The 17,099-nt window shown below is 37.1% G+C and carries 14 protein-coding genes; 7 read left to right on the top strand and 7 right to left on the bottom strand.

The genetic code is table 11. The annotated features are described in order from the left end of the window. Nucleotides 1-180 precede the first annotated feature (180 nt). The 3 genes from V7S79_RS05320 to acs are packed head-to-tail and all read left to right on the top strand — an operon-like array spanning nt 181 to nt 3,879. Nucleotides 181-1,740: an MFS transporter gene (locus tag V7S79_RS05320; RefSeq protein ID WP_459489525.1), complete on the top strand. Its 1,560-nt coding sequence runs from the start codon at nt 181-183 to the stop codon at nt 1,738-1,740. 17 nt (nt 1,741-1,757) lie between these two features. Then, nucleotides 1,758-1,976 carry a DUF6814 family protein gene (locus V7S79_RS05315; RefSeq protein WP_459489524.1) on the top strand — a complete coding sequence of 73 codons (219 nt, stop codon included), beginning with the start codon at nt 1,758-1,760 and terminating at the stop codon, nt 1,974-1,976. A gap of 13 nt (nt 1,977-1,989) precedes the next feature. After that, a complete protein-coding gene (gene acs, locus V7S79_RS05310; protein WP_459489523.1) occupies nt 1,990-3,879 on the top strand; it encodes an acetate--CoA ligase in 1,890 nt (629 codons plus the stop codon). A gap of 88 nt (nt 3,880-3,967) precedes the next feature. Here the strand turns inward: acs and V7S79_RS05305 are convergent, their stop codons facing one another. Together V7S79_RS05305 and V7S79_RS05300 are read right to left on the bottom strand one after the other, a co-directional pair. Further along, a complete protein-coding gene (locus V7S79_RS05305; protein ID WP_459489522.1) occupies nt 3,968-5,641 on the bottom strand; it encodes a sodium/sugar symporter in 1,674 nt (557 codons plus the stop codon). 92 nt (nt 5,642-5,733) lie between these two features. Continuing rightward, the gene (locus tag V7S79_RS05300) at nt 5,734-7,293 is read right to left on the bottom strand and encodes an NFACT RNA binding domain-containing protein (protein WP_459489521.1); all 1,560 of its coding nucleotides are present in this window, start codon (nt 7,291-7,293) and stop codon (nt 5,734-5,736) included. Nucleotides 7,294-7,350: 57 nt separating this feature from the next. On the opposite strand from V7S79_RS05300, the gene V7S79_RS05295 reads away from it, so the two are divergent. The 4 genes from V7S79_RS05295 (at nt 7,351) to V7S79_RS05280 (ending at nt 11,378) form a co-directional block, all read left to right on the top strand. Beyond that, entirely contained in the window at nt 7,351-7,935 is a 585-nt protein-coding gene (locus V7S79_RS05295; protein ID WP_459489520.1) for an IMPACT family protein, read from the top strand. A gap of 284 nt (nt 7,936-8,219) precedes the next feature. Beyond that, the gene (locus V7S79_RS05290; RefSeq protein ID WP_459489519.1) at nt 8,220-9,005 is read left to right on the top strand and encodes a Fic family protein; all 786 of its coding nucleotides are present in this window, start codon (nt 8,220-8,222) and stop codon (nt 9,003-9,005) included. 58 nt (nt 9,006-9,063) lie between these two features. Continuing rightward, nucleotides 9,064-9,906, top strand: a complete 843-nt coding sequence (locus V7S79_RS05285; protein ID WP_459489518.1) for a fumarylacetoacetate hydrolase family protein — start codon at nt 9,064-9,066, stop codon at nt 9,904-9,906. Next, nucleotides 9,903-11,378: an aldehyde dehydrogenase (NADP(+)) gene (locus V7S79_RS05280; protein WP_459489516.1), complete on the top strand. Its 1,476-nt coding sequence runs from the start codon at nt 9,903-9,905 to the stop codon at nt 11,376-11,378. The genes V7S79_RS05285 and V7S79_RS05280 overlap by 4 nt, the downstream gene beginning before the upstream one ends. Before the next feature lie 181 nt (nt 11,379-11,559). Here the strand turns inward: V7S79_RS05280 and V7S79_RS05275 are convergent, their stop codons facing one another. The 5 genes from V7S79_RS05275 to V7S79_RS05255 form a co-directional block, all read right to left on the bottom strand. After that, a complete protein-coding gene (locus tag V7S79_RS05275) occupies nt 11,560-11,814 on the bottom strand; it encodes a Txe/YoeB family addiction module toxin (protein WP_459489515.1) in 255 nt (84 codons plus the stop codon). Then, entirely contained in the window at nt 11,805-12,062 is a 258-nt protein-coding gene (locus tag V7S79_RS05270; protein WP_459489514.1) for a type II toxin-antitoxin system Phd/YefM family antitoxin, read from the bottom strand. Before V7S79_RS05270 ends, V7S79_RS05275 begins: the two co-directional genes overlap by 10 nt. A gap of 243 nt (nt 12,063-12,305) precedes the next feature. Next, nucleotides 12,306-14,906 (bottom strand): ATP-dependent chaperone ClpB, encoded by a 2,601-nt coding sequence (gene clpB, locus V7S79_RS05265; RefSeq protein WP_459489513.1) that lies wholly within the window; start codon nt 14,904-14,906, stop codon nt 12,306-12,308. Nucleotides 14,907-15,023: 117 nt separating this feature from the next. Continuing rightward, complete coding sequence (locus tag V7S79_RS05260; protein ID WP_459489512.1) at nt 15,024-15,596, bottom strand: pentapeptide repeat-containing protein; 573 nt, start codon at nt 15,594-15,596, stop codon at nt 15,024-15,026. A 29-nt stretch (nt 15,597-15,625) separates the two neighbouring features. Beyond that, nucleotides 15,626-17,014, bottom strand: a complete 1,389-nt coding sequence (locus V7S79_RS05255; RefSeq protein WP_459489511.1) for a peroxiredoxin family protein — start codon at nt 17,012-17,014, stop codon at nt 15,626-15,628. Nucleotides 17,015-17,099: the final 85 nt, after the last annotated feature.

Below are 17,099 nucleotides of genomic sequence, written 5' to 3'. Positions count from 1 at the left end.
CTACAAAAGTAGAATTTTTCTTGGGCGCATCAAAAGAAGATTTTTTTCACAAAATTGTACAAATAAGTATTCCGATTGTCCCGCTTTAGAATTAAATTTTCTAAATTGTAGCGTTTTAATTTTTGATGAAAAAATGATTTCCAGAAAGAATTAGAACCCCTTAAAAACCTATCATAAATTATGAATCAAAAAAAGCAAAGCCTTGCTTATATCATTAGCGCCTCCTCCGTCGGAACATTGATTGAATGGTACGATTTTTATATTTTCGGAAGTCTGGCTACAGTATTATCTACCAAATTTTTTCCAACAGATAATCCAACAGCAGCTTTCTTAAACACCCTAGCAACCTTCGCTGCTGGATTTGTGGTAAGACCTTTTGGCGCCTTGTTTTTTGGCCGTTTGGGCGACTTAATTGGTCGTAAATACACATTCATGGTCACTTTGATGTTGATGGGTGGCGCAACTTTTGCCATTGGATTAATTCCCTCCTATTCCACCATTGGTGCGCTTGCTCCTATTCTAGTTTTAACCTTACGCCTACTCCAAGGTTTGGCTTTGGGTGGAGAATATGGTGGAGCCGCTACTTATGTGGCAGAGCATTCGCCAGATGAAAAACGAGGTTTTTTCACGTCATGGATTCAAACAACAGCTACTGTTGGACTGGTCATTTCTTTGGGAATCATCATGTTAACCAAGGCATCTATGAGTCCTGAAGATTTTGATGAATACGGCTGGAGAATCCCTTTTTTATTGTCCATCATCATGGTTGGTGTTTCATTTTTGATCCGAAGAAATATGTCGGAATCGCCTCTTTTTGAAAAGGCAAAATCAGAAGGTAATATAGCAGTGAATCCTTTGAAGGAATCATTTGGCAATAAATTAAATTTAAAATTTGTTTTACTAGCGCTTTTTGGAGCGACCATGGGACAAGGCTTAATTTGGTACACAGGTCAATTTTATGCCCAAACTTTTTTGATCAAAATTTGTAATATAGACGATACGCAAGCGAACACCATAATGGTGATTGGCTTATTGATTGGAACTCCATTGTTTGTGTTTTTTGGAGGTTTATCAGACAAAATTGGAAGAAAAGGCATTATGATGGCAGGCATGATATTGGGAGTAATTTGTTATCGACCGATCTTTGAAAAAATGTATCAAACAGTCAATTTGAAAAATAAGGAACTCATCACCTCTTCTGAAAAAACAGAAAGAAGCAGCGTCATCATCCAAGGGACCTCCGATTCATTGATCACAAAAACCATTACTAGCGAGTATTCCGATGGCACAAAATATAAAAAAGTAAGCAAAATGACTTGGTTGGCTGATAAGTCGAAGGACGCTCCCAAAGCAGAAGATAAAATTACTCTTACGATCAATAATTCGGACAAATGGACATTGGTGGCCATGATCTTTTTCTTGATTTCATTTGTTACAATGGCTTATGGCCCAATTGCTGCATTTTTAGTCGAAATGTTTCCAACCAAAATTCGTTATACTTCGATGTCGCTCCCTTATCACATTGGAAATGGGGTCTTCGGTGGATTAATGCCAGCGATAGCGACATATTTAGTAACCACAGCCAAAGATGCCAATAAGTTAGCGGAAGAAGCTGGCGCATCGGCTGTTTATGCAAAACCTTATTTAGAAGGTTTGAACTACCCAATTGCACTGATTTCGGTATGTATCGTAATCGGACTTATCTATATCAAAGGAACAGGTCGCCATATGGCGGATTAATTCTAAACAAGAAAGAAATGAACGGATTAAAAAGAATTTTAGGAATTGTTTGGATCATTTTAGGTATTGGAGCGGGAGTATATTTATTTTATTTCCAAGCTTTACCTCTTTGGGCAAAAGGAGGAAATGACCTTGTTCCTGCCATTATTTATACATTTGTCTTAACGCCTTTGATCTCCATAGGTATGACCATTTTTGGTTATTATTCATTGACAGGAGAATTTGATTTGAAATAAAACGATTGAAAAAATGAGAATTACAACACTAAACGCCTACCAAGAAGCTTATCAAAAAAGTATCGAACAACCCGAAAAATTTTGGGCAGAAATAGCTCAAGAATTTGATTGGGTCAAACCATTTACCAAAGTTTTAGATTGGAATTTTGACGACTATTCTGTCAAATGGTTTGAGGATGGACAATTAAACATTACGACAAATGCCTTGGATCGCTATGTAAAAACACAGCCAAATGCCAAAGCTATCATATACGAACCCAATGAACCGGGTGACCCAGCTATTACTTTGACCTACCAAGAATTACATCAACGTGTATGTAAATTTGCGAATGTCTTGAAAGCACAGGGTGTCAAAAAAGGAGATCGAGTTTGTATTTACATGCCCATGATTCCCGAATTAGCGATTGCCGTTTTAGCTACCGCAAGAATTGGCGCGATACATTCCGTGGTATTTGGTGGATTTTCTGCACAATCCATCGCAGATAGAATCAATGATTCTGCTTGCAATGTGGTTATTACTACCGATGGAGCCGTACGAGGAAACAAAAACATCCCGATGAAAGATACGGTGGATGATGCCCTAGTAAGTTGCCCAAGCGTTGAAAAAGTTATTGTAAAAACAAGAACCAAAACTCCAGTTTCCATGATCAAAGGCCGAGATCTTTGGTGGGAAGAGGAAGAGGAGAAAGCTTCTGATCAATGCGAGGCTGAAGTCATGAATGCCGAAGATCCTTTGTTTATTCTTTATACATCTGGATCTACGGGAAAACCGAAAGGTGTGGTTCATACGTGTGGGGGTTACATGGTTTACACGGCTTACACGTTTGCCAATGTGTTTCAGTACAATCCAGGTGATGTTTATTTCTGTACCGCAGATATCGGCTGGATAACAGGACATTCGTATTTGGTTTATGGCCCATTATTGAATGGAGCCACTTCTGTCTTGTTTGAGGGAGTACCTACTTACCCAGATGCAGGTAGATTTTGGGATATCATCAAAAGGCACGAAGTAAACATATTCTATACAGCACCAACAGCAATACGCTCTTTGATGGGATTTGGCAACGAATTCATCGAAAATAAAGATTTAAGCTCATTAAGAGTATTGGGATCTGTTGGAGAACCTTTGAACGAGGAAGCCTGGCATTGGTACAATGAAAAAGTGGGTAAGAAAGAATGCCCAATCGTAGATACCTGGTGGCAAACAGAAACGGGAGGCATCATGATTTCACCATTGGCGGGAATTACTCCATTGAAGCCTGCTTACGCAACGTTACCCCTTCCGGGAGTACAACCGATGTTGGTAGATGAAAATGGAAAAGAAATTGTAGGAAATGGGGTGAACGGAAATTTGTGCATCAAATATCCATGGCCATCCATCATTCGCACGACATACGGAGATCATGAAAGATGTAAATCGACTTATTTCTCAACCTACCCTGGACTTTATTTCACAGGAGATGGTTGTATGCGCGATGAAGATGGATATTATCGAATTACAGGCCGAGTGGATGATGTAATGAACATTTCTGGCCATCGAATTGGCACTGCAGAAGTTGAAAATGCCATCAATATGCATACTGGCGTAGTAGAATCTGCCGTAGTGGGGTATCCACATGACATCAAAGGGCAAGGTATTTATGCTTATGTCATTTGTGATCACCCAACCATCAATGATGAATTAGCGCGAAAAGATATTGCCGCAACGGTAGCCAAAATCATTGGACCCATTGCAAAGCCCGATAAAATTCAATTTGTAAGTGGATTACCAAAAACTCGTTCTGGAAAAATCATGCGAAGAATTCTGCGCAAAGTTGCCGAGGGAGATATGAGTAATTTGGGAGACACTTCAACCTTATTGGATCCAAGTGTGGTGGAGGAGATAATCGAGGGAGCATTGTAAATTATGAATTATGAGTTATGAGTTATGAATTTAAAGCGGTTTTTTAAAATCATTCATAATTCATAACTCATAATTCATAATTATTTACCTACCAAAAATACGTATACAATCCAATAATCAGCATCGTTACAATAGATGCACCAACGATGAAACCATTGCTTGGTCTGAACATGGATGAATCAATTTCTAGTCCTTTTGGATTATTTTTACTTTCTGGATCAAAGAAGGCAATGATAACCATGGCTAACACGCAGAAAACAAATACCCAACCCATACGATCCATGAAAGGGATCATATAAACGCCTGATTCATCTGCAACAGCTGTGTAAAACATACAATCATTCACGCCTGTCCAAGTTGGAATATATTTACTCAACAACGAGAAGGCCAAACCGCCAATCAATGCAACCAAAGCACCTTTGGAGGTAGCGCCTTTCCAGAAAAATCCTAAAATGAATAAGGCAAAAACTCCTGGAGAAACATATCCTGTATATTCTTGAATGAATTGGAAACCACCTTTTTTATCAATCCCCATCATAGGAGCCACGATAATGGCAATGATCATAGAAGCAACAACCGCAATACGACCCATATTCACCAATGATTTCTCATCTGCAGAAGGATTGATGTATTTTTTATAGATATCCAAGGTAAAGATGGTTGAAATAGAGTTTGCTTTACCCGCTAGAGAAGCTACAACCGCTGCTGTTAATGCTGCAAATGACAAACCTCTTAAACCCACAGGTAAAATATTTAATAAGACTGGGTAGGCATTATCTTGATTTACCACACCATCTTTTAGCATTTCTTGTTGGAACATACCATCTTGGTGCAATAAATAAGCAGCGATACCTGGAAGAACAACAATGATAGGCATCATCATTTTCAACATTGCAGCGAACAACAAACCATTTCTAGCTGTAGGCAAATCAGCACCTAGGGCACGTTGTGTGATATACTGATTACATCCCCAATAGTTTAAGTTGATGATCCACATACCACCGATTAATACCGTTAATCCAGGCAAACTAGGATAATTAGCATTCCCTTTATTCAAAATCATGTGGAAATGATCTGGAGCTTTATTGACCAAATGTGATAAACCATTGATCACACCTTCTCCACCGAAATGGTCGCTCACCATATTTAAAGCCAAATAAGAAGTAGCTAAACCACCCAAGACTAAGAAAAACACTTGAATAACATCCGTATAACCAATTACTTTCATTCCACCTAAGGTAATGATGATGGCAAAGATGGCCATTCCAATCATACAAACGGTGAAATCAATTCCTGAAACGGTAGTAACGGCCAAGGCTCCCAGATACAAAATGGAGGTTAAATTAACGGTGATATATAACATCAACCAGAAAACAGCCATGATTAAGCTCACGGTTTCATTGTAACGTTGTGTTAAAAATTGGGGCATGGTGAAGATTTTATTCTTCAGATAAATCGGCATAAAGAAAATGGCTACAATTAATAAAGTAGCAGCTGCCATCCATTCATACGTAGCAATGGCTAAACCAATTTGGAAACCATTCCCTGACATTCCGATAAATTGTTCAGCGGAAATATTAGAGGCGATCAATGATGCTCCAATTGCCCACCAAGTCAAAGAACCTTCTGCCAAAAAGAAATCATTGGAAGAAGCCAATTTGCTTTGTTTTCTTTTGTAAATCCAATAACCATAAGAGGCTACTACAACAAAATAAAATAGAAAAACGAGGTAATCTAAGGTCTGTAGTCCTTGTGTCTGCATAGAGTTGTTCTGTTTAGGGTAATAAATTTCACTAAAATAGTACTATTAGTGAGAAAATAAAAATATGCCAAAGTGCTTCTTTCAATAATTCCCTAATAATTAAGCCCCGGCCTAACAATCACCACTTCTTCCCTATCTACAATCACTTGACCAGGGAGCAGGTCGCGGGTTTTGCGGACATATTTTTTAGGGGTGACAATGACAGGACACAGGGTCTCGGTTTGGCGTTTGGAAAAATAAGCGGCTAAACTGGCTGCTTGCTCAATGACAAATTTGGGAACAGTTTGATTTTGCGGATTACGTATCACCACATGGGACCCTGAAACATCCCGTGCATGTAACCACAAATCATTCTTTTTGGCATATTTTAACGTCAATAAATCGTTGTTCTTGGCATTTTTGCCTACCCAAACCGTCCAACCGGAAATAGTAAACTCCTTAAATGGTAATTCCTCTGCATCTAATTTCTGTGTATTCTGAGGTTGAATCCACTTTAAAAATGGCTTTAAGGCTTTTTTGGTGGTGCATTGTTCAAGCTCCACGATTGCTTTTTCTAATGCTTCTATTTCGGCATTTTTAGCATCCACCTTAGCTTGCCAATTGGCTAATTCTTTGGCCACATTTTTCGACTTGCGGTAATAATTTTCTGCATTTTGAACGGGACTTAAACTAGCATTTAATTTGATTTTCAAAGGCTTATTCCGATAAAAATCCAGCAATTCAACACTTTTCGCACCTTCAGGAATGGCATGTAAATTGGCCATTAAAATATGTCCTATTTCATCCAATGCTACATTCTCTTCTCTAATTGTTTGCTGTTTCAACAATTCCTCCCGGTATAAAATCGCACGCAGATGTAGTTTCTCTAAATTGGAATGAATGAGGTTTTTTTCTTTTTTAAATTCCCCGACAGACCAATGAAATGCATACAATTGATTAAGCGCTTCAATGGGGTCATTGGTTTTACAAAATACATGTTCATGCGTTTCCAACAAGGTCAAACTGACCCCTTTGGCATGCTCATAAATATAAAAATTGGCCAAAGACAATTCATGCAATAATTGCTGAATCAATTTCCAACGATGTTCTGAATTCAAATCCTCATAACCTTTTTCTTTCAACCATGCCTGACATTCCTTGCCAAAAGTGGGAAACAAGGCATTCGTTTCAGATTCATGCGCAATGAAATTGTCAAAACTTTGATCCAAAGGGCGATCTAATTCGTTTAAGGAAATCGATTCATCCTTTTTTAAACGTTTTTGAAACTGAGAAATATAGGTTTGATCTTGATATAAAACCACATTCGCACGATTCCCATATAACTTAAATAGAAGCACATAAGAACCTAAAAAATGGAAAGCAAAAGCCCTTTCATTCTCAAACATTTGTACTTCTTGAACCTCTGCCAACAATAGATCCGAAAATAAATCAACCGAATTACGACCAGCCCGGTGAAAAGATTCAGGAAATTGTAAAATAGAGAACTGGGCACCCAAACAACATTTGATCCAAAAATCATCACCATTTTGTCGCTCAAAACCTAAGACCAATTCATCCTTTTCTTGCGAAAAACATTGCTTCAATCGGGCATAGAGCAACTTTTGCCTCAAATCTTTGGCCAAAACCCTCAAGAAATAATAATTATTATGCATGTTTTATGAAAAGTACTTTTGAAATTTAAGCCTAAATTTGTGCCAAACAATTTCCGAATGAACACCATGACTTCCTATTTAACTTTGCGAGAAAGCGCAGAAGGCCTCTACAAAGATAAAGGAAGTAAATTCATCGCTTATAGCTTTCCTGTAAAAGATCTGGAAGAAATCAAGGAAATAATTTCATTGTTAAAAATTGAACATCCTAAAGCCAGGCATGTCTGTTATGCGTATCGTTTAGGAAATACCCCCGAAGAAGCTCGTTCTAATGACGATGGAGAACCCTCTGGAAGTGCAGGAAAACCTATTTTGAATACACTTATTTCCAAAAATTTATACTTTTCATTGGTTGCCGTGGTACGCTATTTCGGAGGAACGCTCTTGGGAGTACCCGGTTTAATTCATGCTTATAAAGAAGCTAGTTTGGACGCTTTGAAAGAAGAAAATATCTTTCTGAAAGAACCTGAAAAAATCATTCAAATCGAATTCAACTATTTTCAGCTCAATGATGTGATGAAAATTTGTAAAAAAGAGCCCATTAAAATTATTAATCAACAAATCAACAATACCTGTCTCTTCGAACTTAGCTTTAAATTAAGCGATGAAGATATCGTTTTTTCAGCCTTAAAGGATTATATTTAATGCCTAAAACAAAATTTATTGAAAATAAATTAACTTGCGCTCAGCTGTGCTAAGTGCATACTATAAATATATAAAAAACTATCTTGCGCTCAGCTGTGCTGAGTGCACACTATGAAAAAAACATGTTGTTTTTACAACTTTGTAAAAAACAGAATGTTTTTAAAATAGTACACACTCAGCACAGCTGAGCGTGAGAACTAAAACAAAATGTTTGAAAATAATCCACACTCGGCAAAGCCGAGCGTGAGAATGAGAGACCCAAGGTTGATACTTACGAAAGTGGAATGAAGAAATTAGACTTAAAAATAGTTCAGGATAATTTGTTGGAGCAGTATTGCGATCAAGTTGATAAAGAACTGAAAATCAACTTTGACAAATTGGTTGATGCGGAAATTTCAACGGACATTTTCAGTTTTTATACGTCTGTAGCATCGGTTTTTTCAAGCAAAATTGAAGGAGAGAATATTGAGTTGGATAGTTACATCAAGCATAAAAAATTTGGAATAAAATTTTTACCAGATTACACCCAAAAAATTGATGATTTATACTCGGCCTACACTTTTGCAAAAACAAATATCCTAAACAAAGTCAACATTTGCGAAGCTCATCAGGTTTTGAGCAAACACCTTGTTGCGAAAAACCAACAAGGTAAGTTGAGAACACAAAACATGTATGTAAGCACACCCGATGGAAGAATAGAATATGTGGCAGCCTCTCCGATTGAATTGAAAAGCGAAATGGAAAAATTTTACCATGACCTAGAAATACTATTGAAAACAGAACTAGACATTCAGGAGGTTTTCTATTTTGCTGCTATGATTCATTTGGTTTTCGTAAAAATTCATCCATGGAATGATGGCAACGGGAGAAGTGGACGGCTTTTAGAGAAATGGTTTTTGGGGCAAAAATTAGGGGAAAAAGCATGGTTTGTTCCCAGCGAAAGAAACTATTATGACCAACATCAAACTTATTACAAGAACATACGCGCACTGGGTTTAGAGTATACTGAATTGGATTACAGCAAAGCTTTGCCATTTCTCCATATGCTCCCGAATGCGATTAAAATATAAATGCGCTCAGCACAGCTGAGCGTGATGATGAGTAAAATTTTAATTTAAACCTATCAAAATGAATTATTTTAAATTATTCCGTACTCCACACGGGCACATTATTCAGGCGTCTTTTTCTGAAAAATCGGTCTTTCATCACACCCTTGCTTGGGACGATTTTATCAATCAAAAGGACTTATTTCTAGCTTGCCAATCGGAATTTAATCGAGGTACAGAAGTGGATTTCAATCAATACGAAATTCTACATCCTGTTCATCAACAAGAAATTTGGGCAGCAGGCGTTACCTATTTACGCAGCAAGGTGGCTAGAATGGAAGAATCGAAAGAATCGGGTGGAGATACTTTTTATGACAAAGTTTATTCCGCTGAAAGGCCCGAAATTTTTTATAAAGGAAATGCCCACCGTGCTGTAGGAAATGGCGGTGAAGTTCGAATTAGAAAAGATTCTGCGTGGAACGTTCCAGAACCTGAATTAACCTTATTTGTCAATTCACATAAACAATTGGCTGGTTACACCATTGGCAACGATATGAGTAGCCGTGATATTGAGGGAGAAAATCCCTTGTATTTACCGCAGGCAAAAGTCTATGATGGAAGCGCAGGTATTGGGCCTTGTTTATTGGTTACAGAAGAGCCTTTGGCGCCTGAAACTGTGATTGATATGCGCATTTTTAGAGAAAAAGAACTCGTTTTTCAAGGAGATACCCAGATTTCTCAAATGAAAAGAACCCATTTGGAATTAGTGGAATACTTAACTCGAGAGTGCAGCTTTCCTAAAGGCACTTTTTTAATGACAGGAACCTGTATTGTTCCAGATCCACCCTTCACACTTCAAGCAGGAGATCGAATAGAAATACAAATTGAACCCATTGGAACATTGGTACAAATCGTCGCAAAATGAATTTAACAGGAGAACAAATTATTGGGAATCATTTTTCCAAAAAAGGAAGTAAAACGTTTCAAGGAATAGAAGCTGCTAGGGGTGCTGTTTTCGGGACTCAGTTCCATGAAGCAACCGTAGAAGAAGTAGATGAAGCCATCGCTTTGGCACAAAAAGCTTTTAGAGCAATGTTGAAAATTTCAGATGCACAAAGAGCACTGTTTTTGGAACAAATAGCAAACGAAATTCTTGCCATTGGAGATGCTTTAATAGAAATGGCTTGTTTAGAAACAGCCTTACCAAATGCTCGAATTACGGGAGAAAGAGGCAGAACTACGGGACAAATTCAGGCCTTCGCTAATTTCATCAAAGAAGAATCATGGAGGAAAGAAATCATAGATGAAGCCATGCCCGATAGACAGCCATTGCCTAAACCGAGATTGGTGCAGAAACAAATCGCTTTGGGTCCGGTTGCTGTATTTGGAGCGAGCAATTTCCCTTTGGCATTTTCTGTAGCGGGCGGAGATACCCTTTCTGCTTTAGCTGCTGGTTGTCCAGTTATTTTCAAAGCACACCCTGCTCATCCCAATACTTGTGAAATGGTTGGTAGAGCCATTCAAAAAGCTGCTCAAAATACCCAAATGCCTGAAGGCATTTTCTCTATGATTCATGCAAATAGTCATGAAATCGGAGGATATTTGGTGAAACACCCTGGTATACAAGCGGTTGCTTTCACAGGTTCTTATCGAGGAGGCAAAGCCTTGTTCGATTTAGCCGTCAAAAGGGATCAACCCATCCCTGTTTATGCAGAAATGGGAAGTATAAATCCGGTGGTTTTATTGTCTGAAAAATTAAAAAATGAAGCCGAAAACTTAGCGGCTCAACTTAGTCAATCCGTTTGTTTAGGACAAGGTCAATTTTGTACCAATCCAGGCTTGATTCTTATTCAAAAAGAAGATGCAGGATTTTTAACACTATTGGCCAATCAATTGGATCAAATGAGTTTAGGAGCATTTTTAACGCAAGGGATAGGCCAAGCTTTTGAACAAGGAAGTTTGCATTTAGATCAACACCAAGCGGTTCAGAGACTGACAAAAGCCCATGTTCCTTCGCCAAGTTTATTTGTTGCAACAGCCAAACATGCCATGAAACATCCTGAAATATTGGAAGAAGTTTTTGGCCCAAGTACCTTAGCAATTGTGGCAGATGACCGTGCAGAATTGTTACAATTAATTGAAAAATTACCTGGTCAATTGACAGGAACTATTCAAGGAACTTATCGTGAAATCGAAGCATTTCCTGAATTAGTGGAAGAATTAAGTTTAAAAGTTGGCCGAATTTTATTGAATGGCTTCCCTACCGGAGTGGAAGTTTCTCCAGCCATGGTTCACGGAGGCCCCTTCCCTGCTACAACAGATACAAGAAGCACGTCCGTCGGTACACAAGCCATTTATCGATTCACAAGACCCATTTGTTTTCAGAATTTTACCTAACATATTATACAAATTAACCATGAACGCACATGAGAAGGTAAGAGGTAAAAGGTAAGAGGTAAGAAGAGGTAAGAAGAGGTAAGAAGAGGTAAGAGGTAAGAGGTAAGAGGTAAACCGATGGCTGAGGCTCTCGAAGCCATAGGCTGTAAATGACGAATTAAAAGAGCTATCCCACAAAGATTTAATAATGAAATCTACAGGAAATAATAAACAAGTCAGGATTTAAATAATTGAATACCAAACGGTGTTCTTTATCAATTCGCATTGATTTAAAACCCGTTAACTCGTATCTCAAAGATTCAGCTTTAGCCAAGGTAGAATCTGGATTTCTGGAAAGTTCTTTCAATAAATCATTGATTTTTTTAAGAACTTTCTTGTCTTTCTCCAGCCAATATTGATAATCCTCCCACGCTTGTTTGCTGAAAATTAATCGCATAAATCTTCCACATTTTTCGTAATTGTCGAACCACTTAATTCTTCAATCGACCTCAATAAATGTTCCCTATTAGCTTTTGTTGAAAGCAAATATTGTGTCTCTTGAATGGAATTATATTCTTCCAAAGAAATCATAACTACTGCCTGATCATTACTTCGACTCATAATAACCGTCTCGTGGTCTTGGGTTATTTGGTCAAGATATTTTTTCATATTATTTCGAAAATCTGTCATATTAGTGACTACCATAATGAACGTATTTAAGTACATACAAATGTACTTATTTATGTTCATTATTTAATGGATCAAATATAATAAGAATCAAAAATGAAAGCAAAACTCATCTGAGGATTATCAAAATCTTGATAAAATGATGGATGGGGATAATTTGTAATAGGGAATAGAGAGGAAAGAAAACTTTGTGTTAAAACAATCTTACCATTTTAACACAAAGATCACAAAGCCCTCCATAAAGAGGATAGCTTAAAAAAATTAAATTTCAACAATTACATTTTCAAAAATCAAATTTCCTTCTTTGTCAATATCCATTAAAACGGCAGAATCTTTTTGGATTTTACCTGATAAAATGGCTTTAGACAATTCATTCAAAACCGCTCTTTGTAACACACGTTTCATCGGACGACCTCCATATTGTGGGTCAAAACCTTCTTTAGCTAATTTCGTCAAAGCAGCGTCTGTTGCATCCAAAGTGATGTTTTGTTCTGCCAAACGCTTTTGAATTTCTTTGAATTGAATACTCAAAATCTGTTTCGCATGATCTTCTGTTAAAGGTTCAAACAAGACAACTTCATCCACACGATTCAAAAACTCAGGTCGAACTTGTTGTTTCAACAAGGCCATCACTTCTTCTTTGGTCTCTTCCAGAATAATCGCATTGTTCCAACCTTCCATTTGCGACATCTTCTCTTGAATCAAATGTGACCCAATATTGGAAGTCATGATGATGATGGTATTTTTGAAATTGGCTGTTCTTCCTTTATTATCCGTCAAACGGCCTTCATCCAACACTTGCAATAAGATATTCCAAACATCTGGATGCGCTTTTTCAATCTCATCCAATAATACCACAGAATAAGGTTTTCTTCGAACAGCTTCGGTCAATTGTCCCCCCTCATCATAACCTACATATCCCGGAGGCGCTCCAATTAAACGGCTAACCGCGTGTCTTTCTTGGTACTCAGACATATCGATTCGCACAATCGCATTTTCATCATTGAATAAATACGATGCCAAAGATTTAGCCAATTCCGTTTTACCCACACCCGTTGTACCTAAAAAGATAAAGGAACCAATCGGACGTTTGGGATCTTGTAAACCCGCTCTCGAACGACGAACCGCATCAGAAACCACTTCAATCGCTTGATCTTGCCCAGCAACTCTTTTATGCAGTTCATCTTCCAAATGCAATAATTTGTCAATCTCCGTTTGAAGCATTTTGCTCACAGGAATTCCTGTCCACTTGGCAACTACCTCCGCCACATTTTCAGCCGTTACTTCCTCTTGCAACATTCCATTTTCACCAGCCGACTGCGTTTGCAATTGTTTCAATTTTGCTTCTGATTCCACCAAACGCCCATATCTAATTTCAGCTACTTTTCCGTAATCACCTTGGCGTTCCGCTTGTTCAGCTTCCAATTTTAATTTATCAATCGCCTCTTTTTCTTTACGAATATTATCCAAAACAGATTTTTCTGCCTGCCATCTGCCTTTTAAAGCATCGCGTTTTTCAGAAAGATCCGCTAACTCGCGACTCAATATCGTTTCCTTTTCCTTGTTATTTTCTCTACGAATCGCTTCACGTTCAATTTCCAATTGCATGATTTTTCGCTGAATATCATCAATTTCCTCCGGCACTGAATCTATTTCCAAACGCATTTTCGCTGCAGCTTCGTCCATTAAGTCAATGGCTTTATCGGGTAAAAAACGATCTGAAATATATCGATTCGACAATTCAACAGCTGCAATAACTGCATCATCCTGAATACGAACTCCATGGTGCAACTCGTATTTATCTTTGATACCTCTCAAAATTGAAATCGCATCGGCTACATCGGGTTCATCGACAATGACTGCTTGAAAACGACGTTCCAAAGCTTTGTCTTTCTCGATGTACTTTTGATATTCTTTCAAAGTGGTAGCTCCAATCGCATGCAATTCGCCCCTTGCCAAAGCTGGCTTTAGAAGGTTGGCCGCATCCATAGCACCTTCGCCTCCGCCACCTGCGCCAATCAACGTATGAATCTCGTCAATGAACAAAACAATCTCTCCATCCGAGTCCGTCACTTCTTTGATAACCGCTTTTAAACGCTCTTCAAATTCTCCTTTGTATTTTGCCCCAGCCACTAAAAGTCCCATGTCTAGCGACATAACGATTTTAGATTTCAAATTTTCAGGGACATCCCCTGATACAATTCTTTGAGCTAAACCTTCAACAATGGCGGTTTTACCCACACCTGGTTCACCTAATAAGATGGGATTATTTTTGGTACGTCTAGATAAAATCTGCAAAACACGACGAATTTCTTCATCACGACCAATCACAGGATCAATTTTTCCTGCCTTAGCCAATTCATTCAAATTCTTACCATATTTTTCTAAAGATTGGTAAGTACCTTCTGCATGTGGATCGTTCACTTTTCTATTTCCTCTAAGTTCTACAATAGCATTTTTAAAATTCTTCACAGTTAATCCAAGCGATTTAAATAAATCAGCTACGGAATCATTCCCGTCCAAAATCGACAGAAACAATAATTCTACACTTACGTAGGTATCTCCAAAATCAGCCATTAATTTATCCGCACGAGTCAAAGCCGCCTGCAATGCATTACTTGCATAAGGTTGAGCTCCTGAAACTTTGGGATAAGATGCTAAAATGGGTTGCAATTTCTCTTGAATTTGAGCAATAGTCAAACCCAATTTTTTTAGTAAAAAGGCGGAAGTTTGGGTATCATCTTGCAAAATGGCTTGCAATAAATGCCCTGTTTCAATGGCCTGCTGTCCATTTGAACTAGCCAGCTCCATTGCATTCTGAATAACCAAACCTGCTTGTGATGTGTAATTATTCGGGTTCATAATAATAATATTTGAACCCTCTATTGCAATTCAATTTCCAATGAAAGAAATCGGAAAAAATGACATCTTTTATTTGAAAAAATAGATAAATTTCAGCCAAAAAGTCGCATTTTATACTTAAACGACTTTGATATCAAACACATCTAATAAACCGGATAGCCCTTCTTTTGAAAATTTTGCTTGCTTTAATTTATTTCTTCTTGGGTCAATCGAATAATTGTAGGCTTCAGAAAAATCGGATTTTTCTAAATTAGATTGGTCAAAAATTGCTCCTTGTAAATCGCAATTGTTAAAAACGCTTTGACTTATATCTGATTCTGAAAAATCAATTTCATGTAACTGAGAATGGAAAAATCGTGTCTTTTTCAAATTCACTTTATAGAACGAGGACAAATTCAGACTACAATGATCAAAACTTACTTCAAATAAAAAAGTATTGGCCTCCTCAAAACGCAAACCATGCAACTTACAATCTTTAAAATGGACTTTTCGAAAAGCTGTTTTATGGATTTTCGATACACTTAAATTACTGTTGATAAAAGTGCAATCAGTGAAAATAAAAGAAGAAAGGTCATTACTCCCTAGGTCACAGTTTTTAAAGGTACAGTGCTCATATTCCCCAAATTCTAAAGGATTGTTCGGGAATGAACGTTTTTCAAAAATTTGATTGACAAAATAAGGTTTGCTCATATATATGTCCCTAAAAAAGGGAATAAAAACTACTTTAATTTAGTATTAACAAAAAATTTCCGCAAGGTCAATGGACTGATTTTTTTATCTTCTAAAAGTCCAAAACGATTAATTAAATAAAAAGTAGGATTTGCCAAAGCATCATAGGTAGTTCTAACCTCATTGTTTTCCGGCATATTAACGTGAGCAAAATTTTCCGTTAATTTATATTTGTGGATGAAATTCGTCCATTCAGATTTGGGCAATCCTGGTTCATTGCAAACGGCATAACGTCCAATTTTCAACTTGAATGATTTCTGTAATTGTTTAATGGTACTGTCCATCAAAGGTACTTCAACTTGACAATGATCACAGGTAGGAGCATAAAAAACGATAACCGTATAATCGTAGAGTTTGGCAAATTCATGTAAATCTTGTTCCTTATCATTTGTGTCTTTTAGACTAATTTTAGGACTTAATAATCCCGTTTTTAATTCTTTTGAACTCGTAGAGGTTAAGGTTTTTAAAAGTTCCTCTTTTTTATCCTTTTTCAAAAAATCGCATTTGCTCTTTTGAACATGTTTCGTGATAAAGTTTTTATAGCCATCCACATTATTTTGAATATTTCGATTTTTCAAAATGGTATTAAAATAGTCGAAAACATAAGGATAGGCTTTTGTTTTACAGTTTAATTGAGAAAGTACCTGATCGACACCCACTTGAATGGAATCTGAATGAAGAGGGTAATAGGAAAGATACTCGTATAAAATATCCTTCATTTTCGGTGTAAATAACAATTTTGGAGCATTGAAATCAAAAGGCTTAACGAATGCTTTTCGTTTAGCCACGTCACGACGACTCGGGACTGATTGATCCAACAAATTGGAGGTATTAAAATAGATATAAAGTGCATCCGCAGGTTTCAAGGATTTTAATGCAGATGATCTAAATTCAATTAAGGCGTCTGTTTTCTTCTTAAAAAATTCTGCTTTTTGAGCTAAATTAAATTTACGGCCATATTTGATTTGCGCTTCATAAGAAGAATCAATGTCTGCAAATTGACTTTCTAAACGTTGATAATTCAAAAAAATATTATTTTTTGCAGAAGTAATCTCAATGGTTTTCAAAAAATCACTTTCAGGAATGTTGATGTCAAACAGATCATTATCCTCTAAACTAAGAAAAACTTTTTCTTTCGTTTTGGGAAAATATAAATAGTAAATACCTCCCACGATGGAGTTTTTATTCCGGATAAATTTTGTTTTGCCGTTCAAAGGAATAGTATCTTTCGGAATATAGTTTTTATCGTCAAAAAGCGTTGATCTTAAATAAGCAACATCATTAGATTTGGAAACTTTGGTCGTAATTTTTAGCGTATATTGGGCTAATGAGATAAAAGGAATAACTATTAGTGAGAAGATAAATAAGATTTTTTTCATTTTTAGTGTTATGATATAATTGATAATGGTTTTTCAAATTTAGTAGCGACAGCTTGTAAAATTAAGGAAATAATCATAATATTTG

The sequence above is a fragment of the Aquirufa sp. ROCK-SH2 genome, assembly GCF_054558315.1.
The sequence above is the reverse complement of the archived record's forward strand: the minus strand, read 5'-3'. Positions and strand labels throughout refer to the sequence as shown.

Coding starts and splice junctions, on each gene's coding strand:
- V7S79_RS05260 (WP_459489512.1), bottom strand. CDS start 15,596: ATGAGCAAACCTTATTTTGTCAATCAAATTTTTGAAAAACGTTCATTC.
- V7S79_RS05315 (WP_459489524.1), top strand. CDS start 1,758: ATGAACGGATTAAAAAGAATTTTAGGAATTGTTTGGATCATTTTAGGT.
- V7S79_RS05255 (WP_459489511.1), bottom strand. CDS start 17,014: ATGAAAAAAATCTTATTTATCTTCTCACTAATAGTTATTCCTTTTATC.
- acs (WP_459489523.1), top strand. CDS start 1,990: ATGAGAATTACAACACTAAACGCCTACCAAGAAGCTTATCAAAAAAGT.
- V7S79_RS05295 (WP_459489520.1), top strand. CDS start 7,351: ATGAACACCATGACTTCCTATTTAACTTTGCGAGAAAGCGCAGAAGGC.
- V7S79_RS05285 (WP_459489518.1), top strand. CDS start 9,064: ATGAATTATTTTAAATTATTCCGTACTCCACACGGGCACATTATTCAG.
- V7S79_RS05280 (WP_459489516.1), top strand. CDS start 9,903: ATGAATTTAACAGGAGAACAAATTATTGGGAATCATTTTTCCAAAAAA.
- V7S79_RS05270 (WP_459489514.1), bottom strand. CDS start 12,062: ATGGTAGTCACTAATATGACAGATTTTCGAAATAATATGAAAAAATAT.
- V7S79_RS05320 (WP_459489525.1), top strand. CDS start 181: ATGAATCAAAAAAAGCAAAGCCTTGCTTATATCATTAGCGCCTCCTCC.
- V7S79_RS05305 (WP_459489522.1), bottom strand. CDS start 5,641: ATGCAGACACAAGGACTACAGACCTTAGATTACCTCGTTTTTCTATTT.
- clpB (WP_459489513.1), bottom strand. CDS start 14,906: ATGAACCCGAATAATTACACATCACAAGCAGGTTTGGTTATTCAGAAT.
- V7S79_RS05290 (WP_459489519.1), top strand. CDS start 8,220: ATGAAGAAATTAGACTTAAAAATAGTTCAGGATAATTTGTTGGAGCAG.
- V7S79_RS05300 (WP_459489521.1), bottom strand. CDS start 7,293: ATGCATAATAATTATTATTTCTTGAGGGTTTTGGCCAAAGATTTGAGG.
- V7S79_RS05275 (WP_459489515.1), bottom strand. CDS start 11,814: ATGCGATTAATTTTCAGCAAACAAGCGTGGGAGGATTATCAATATTGG.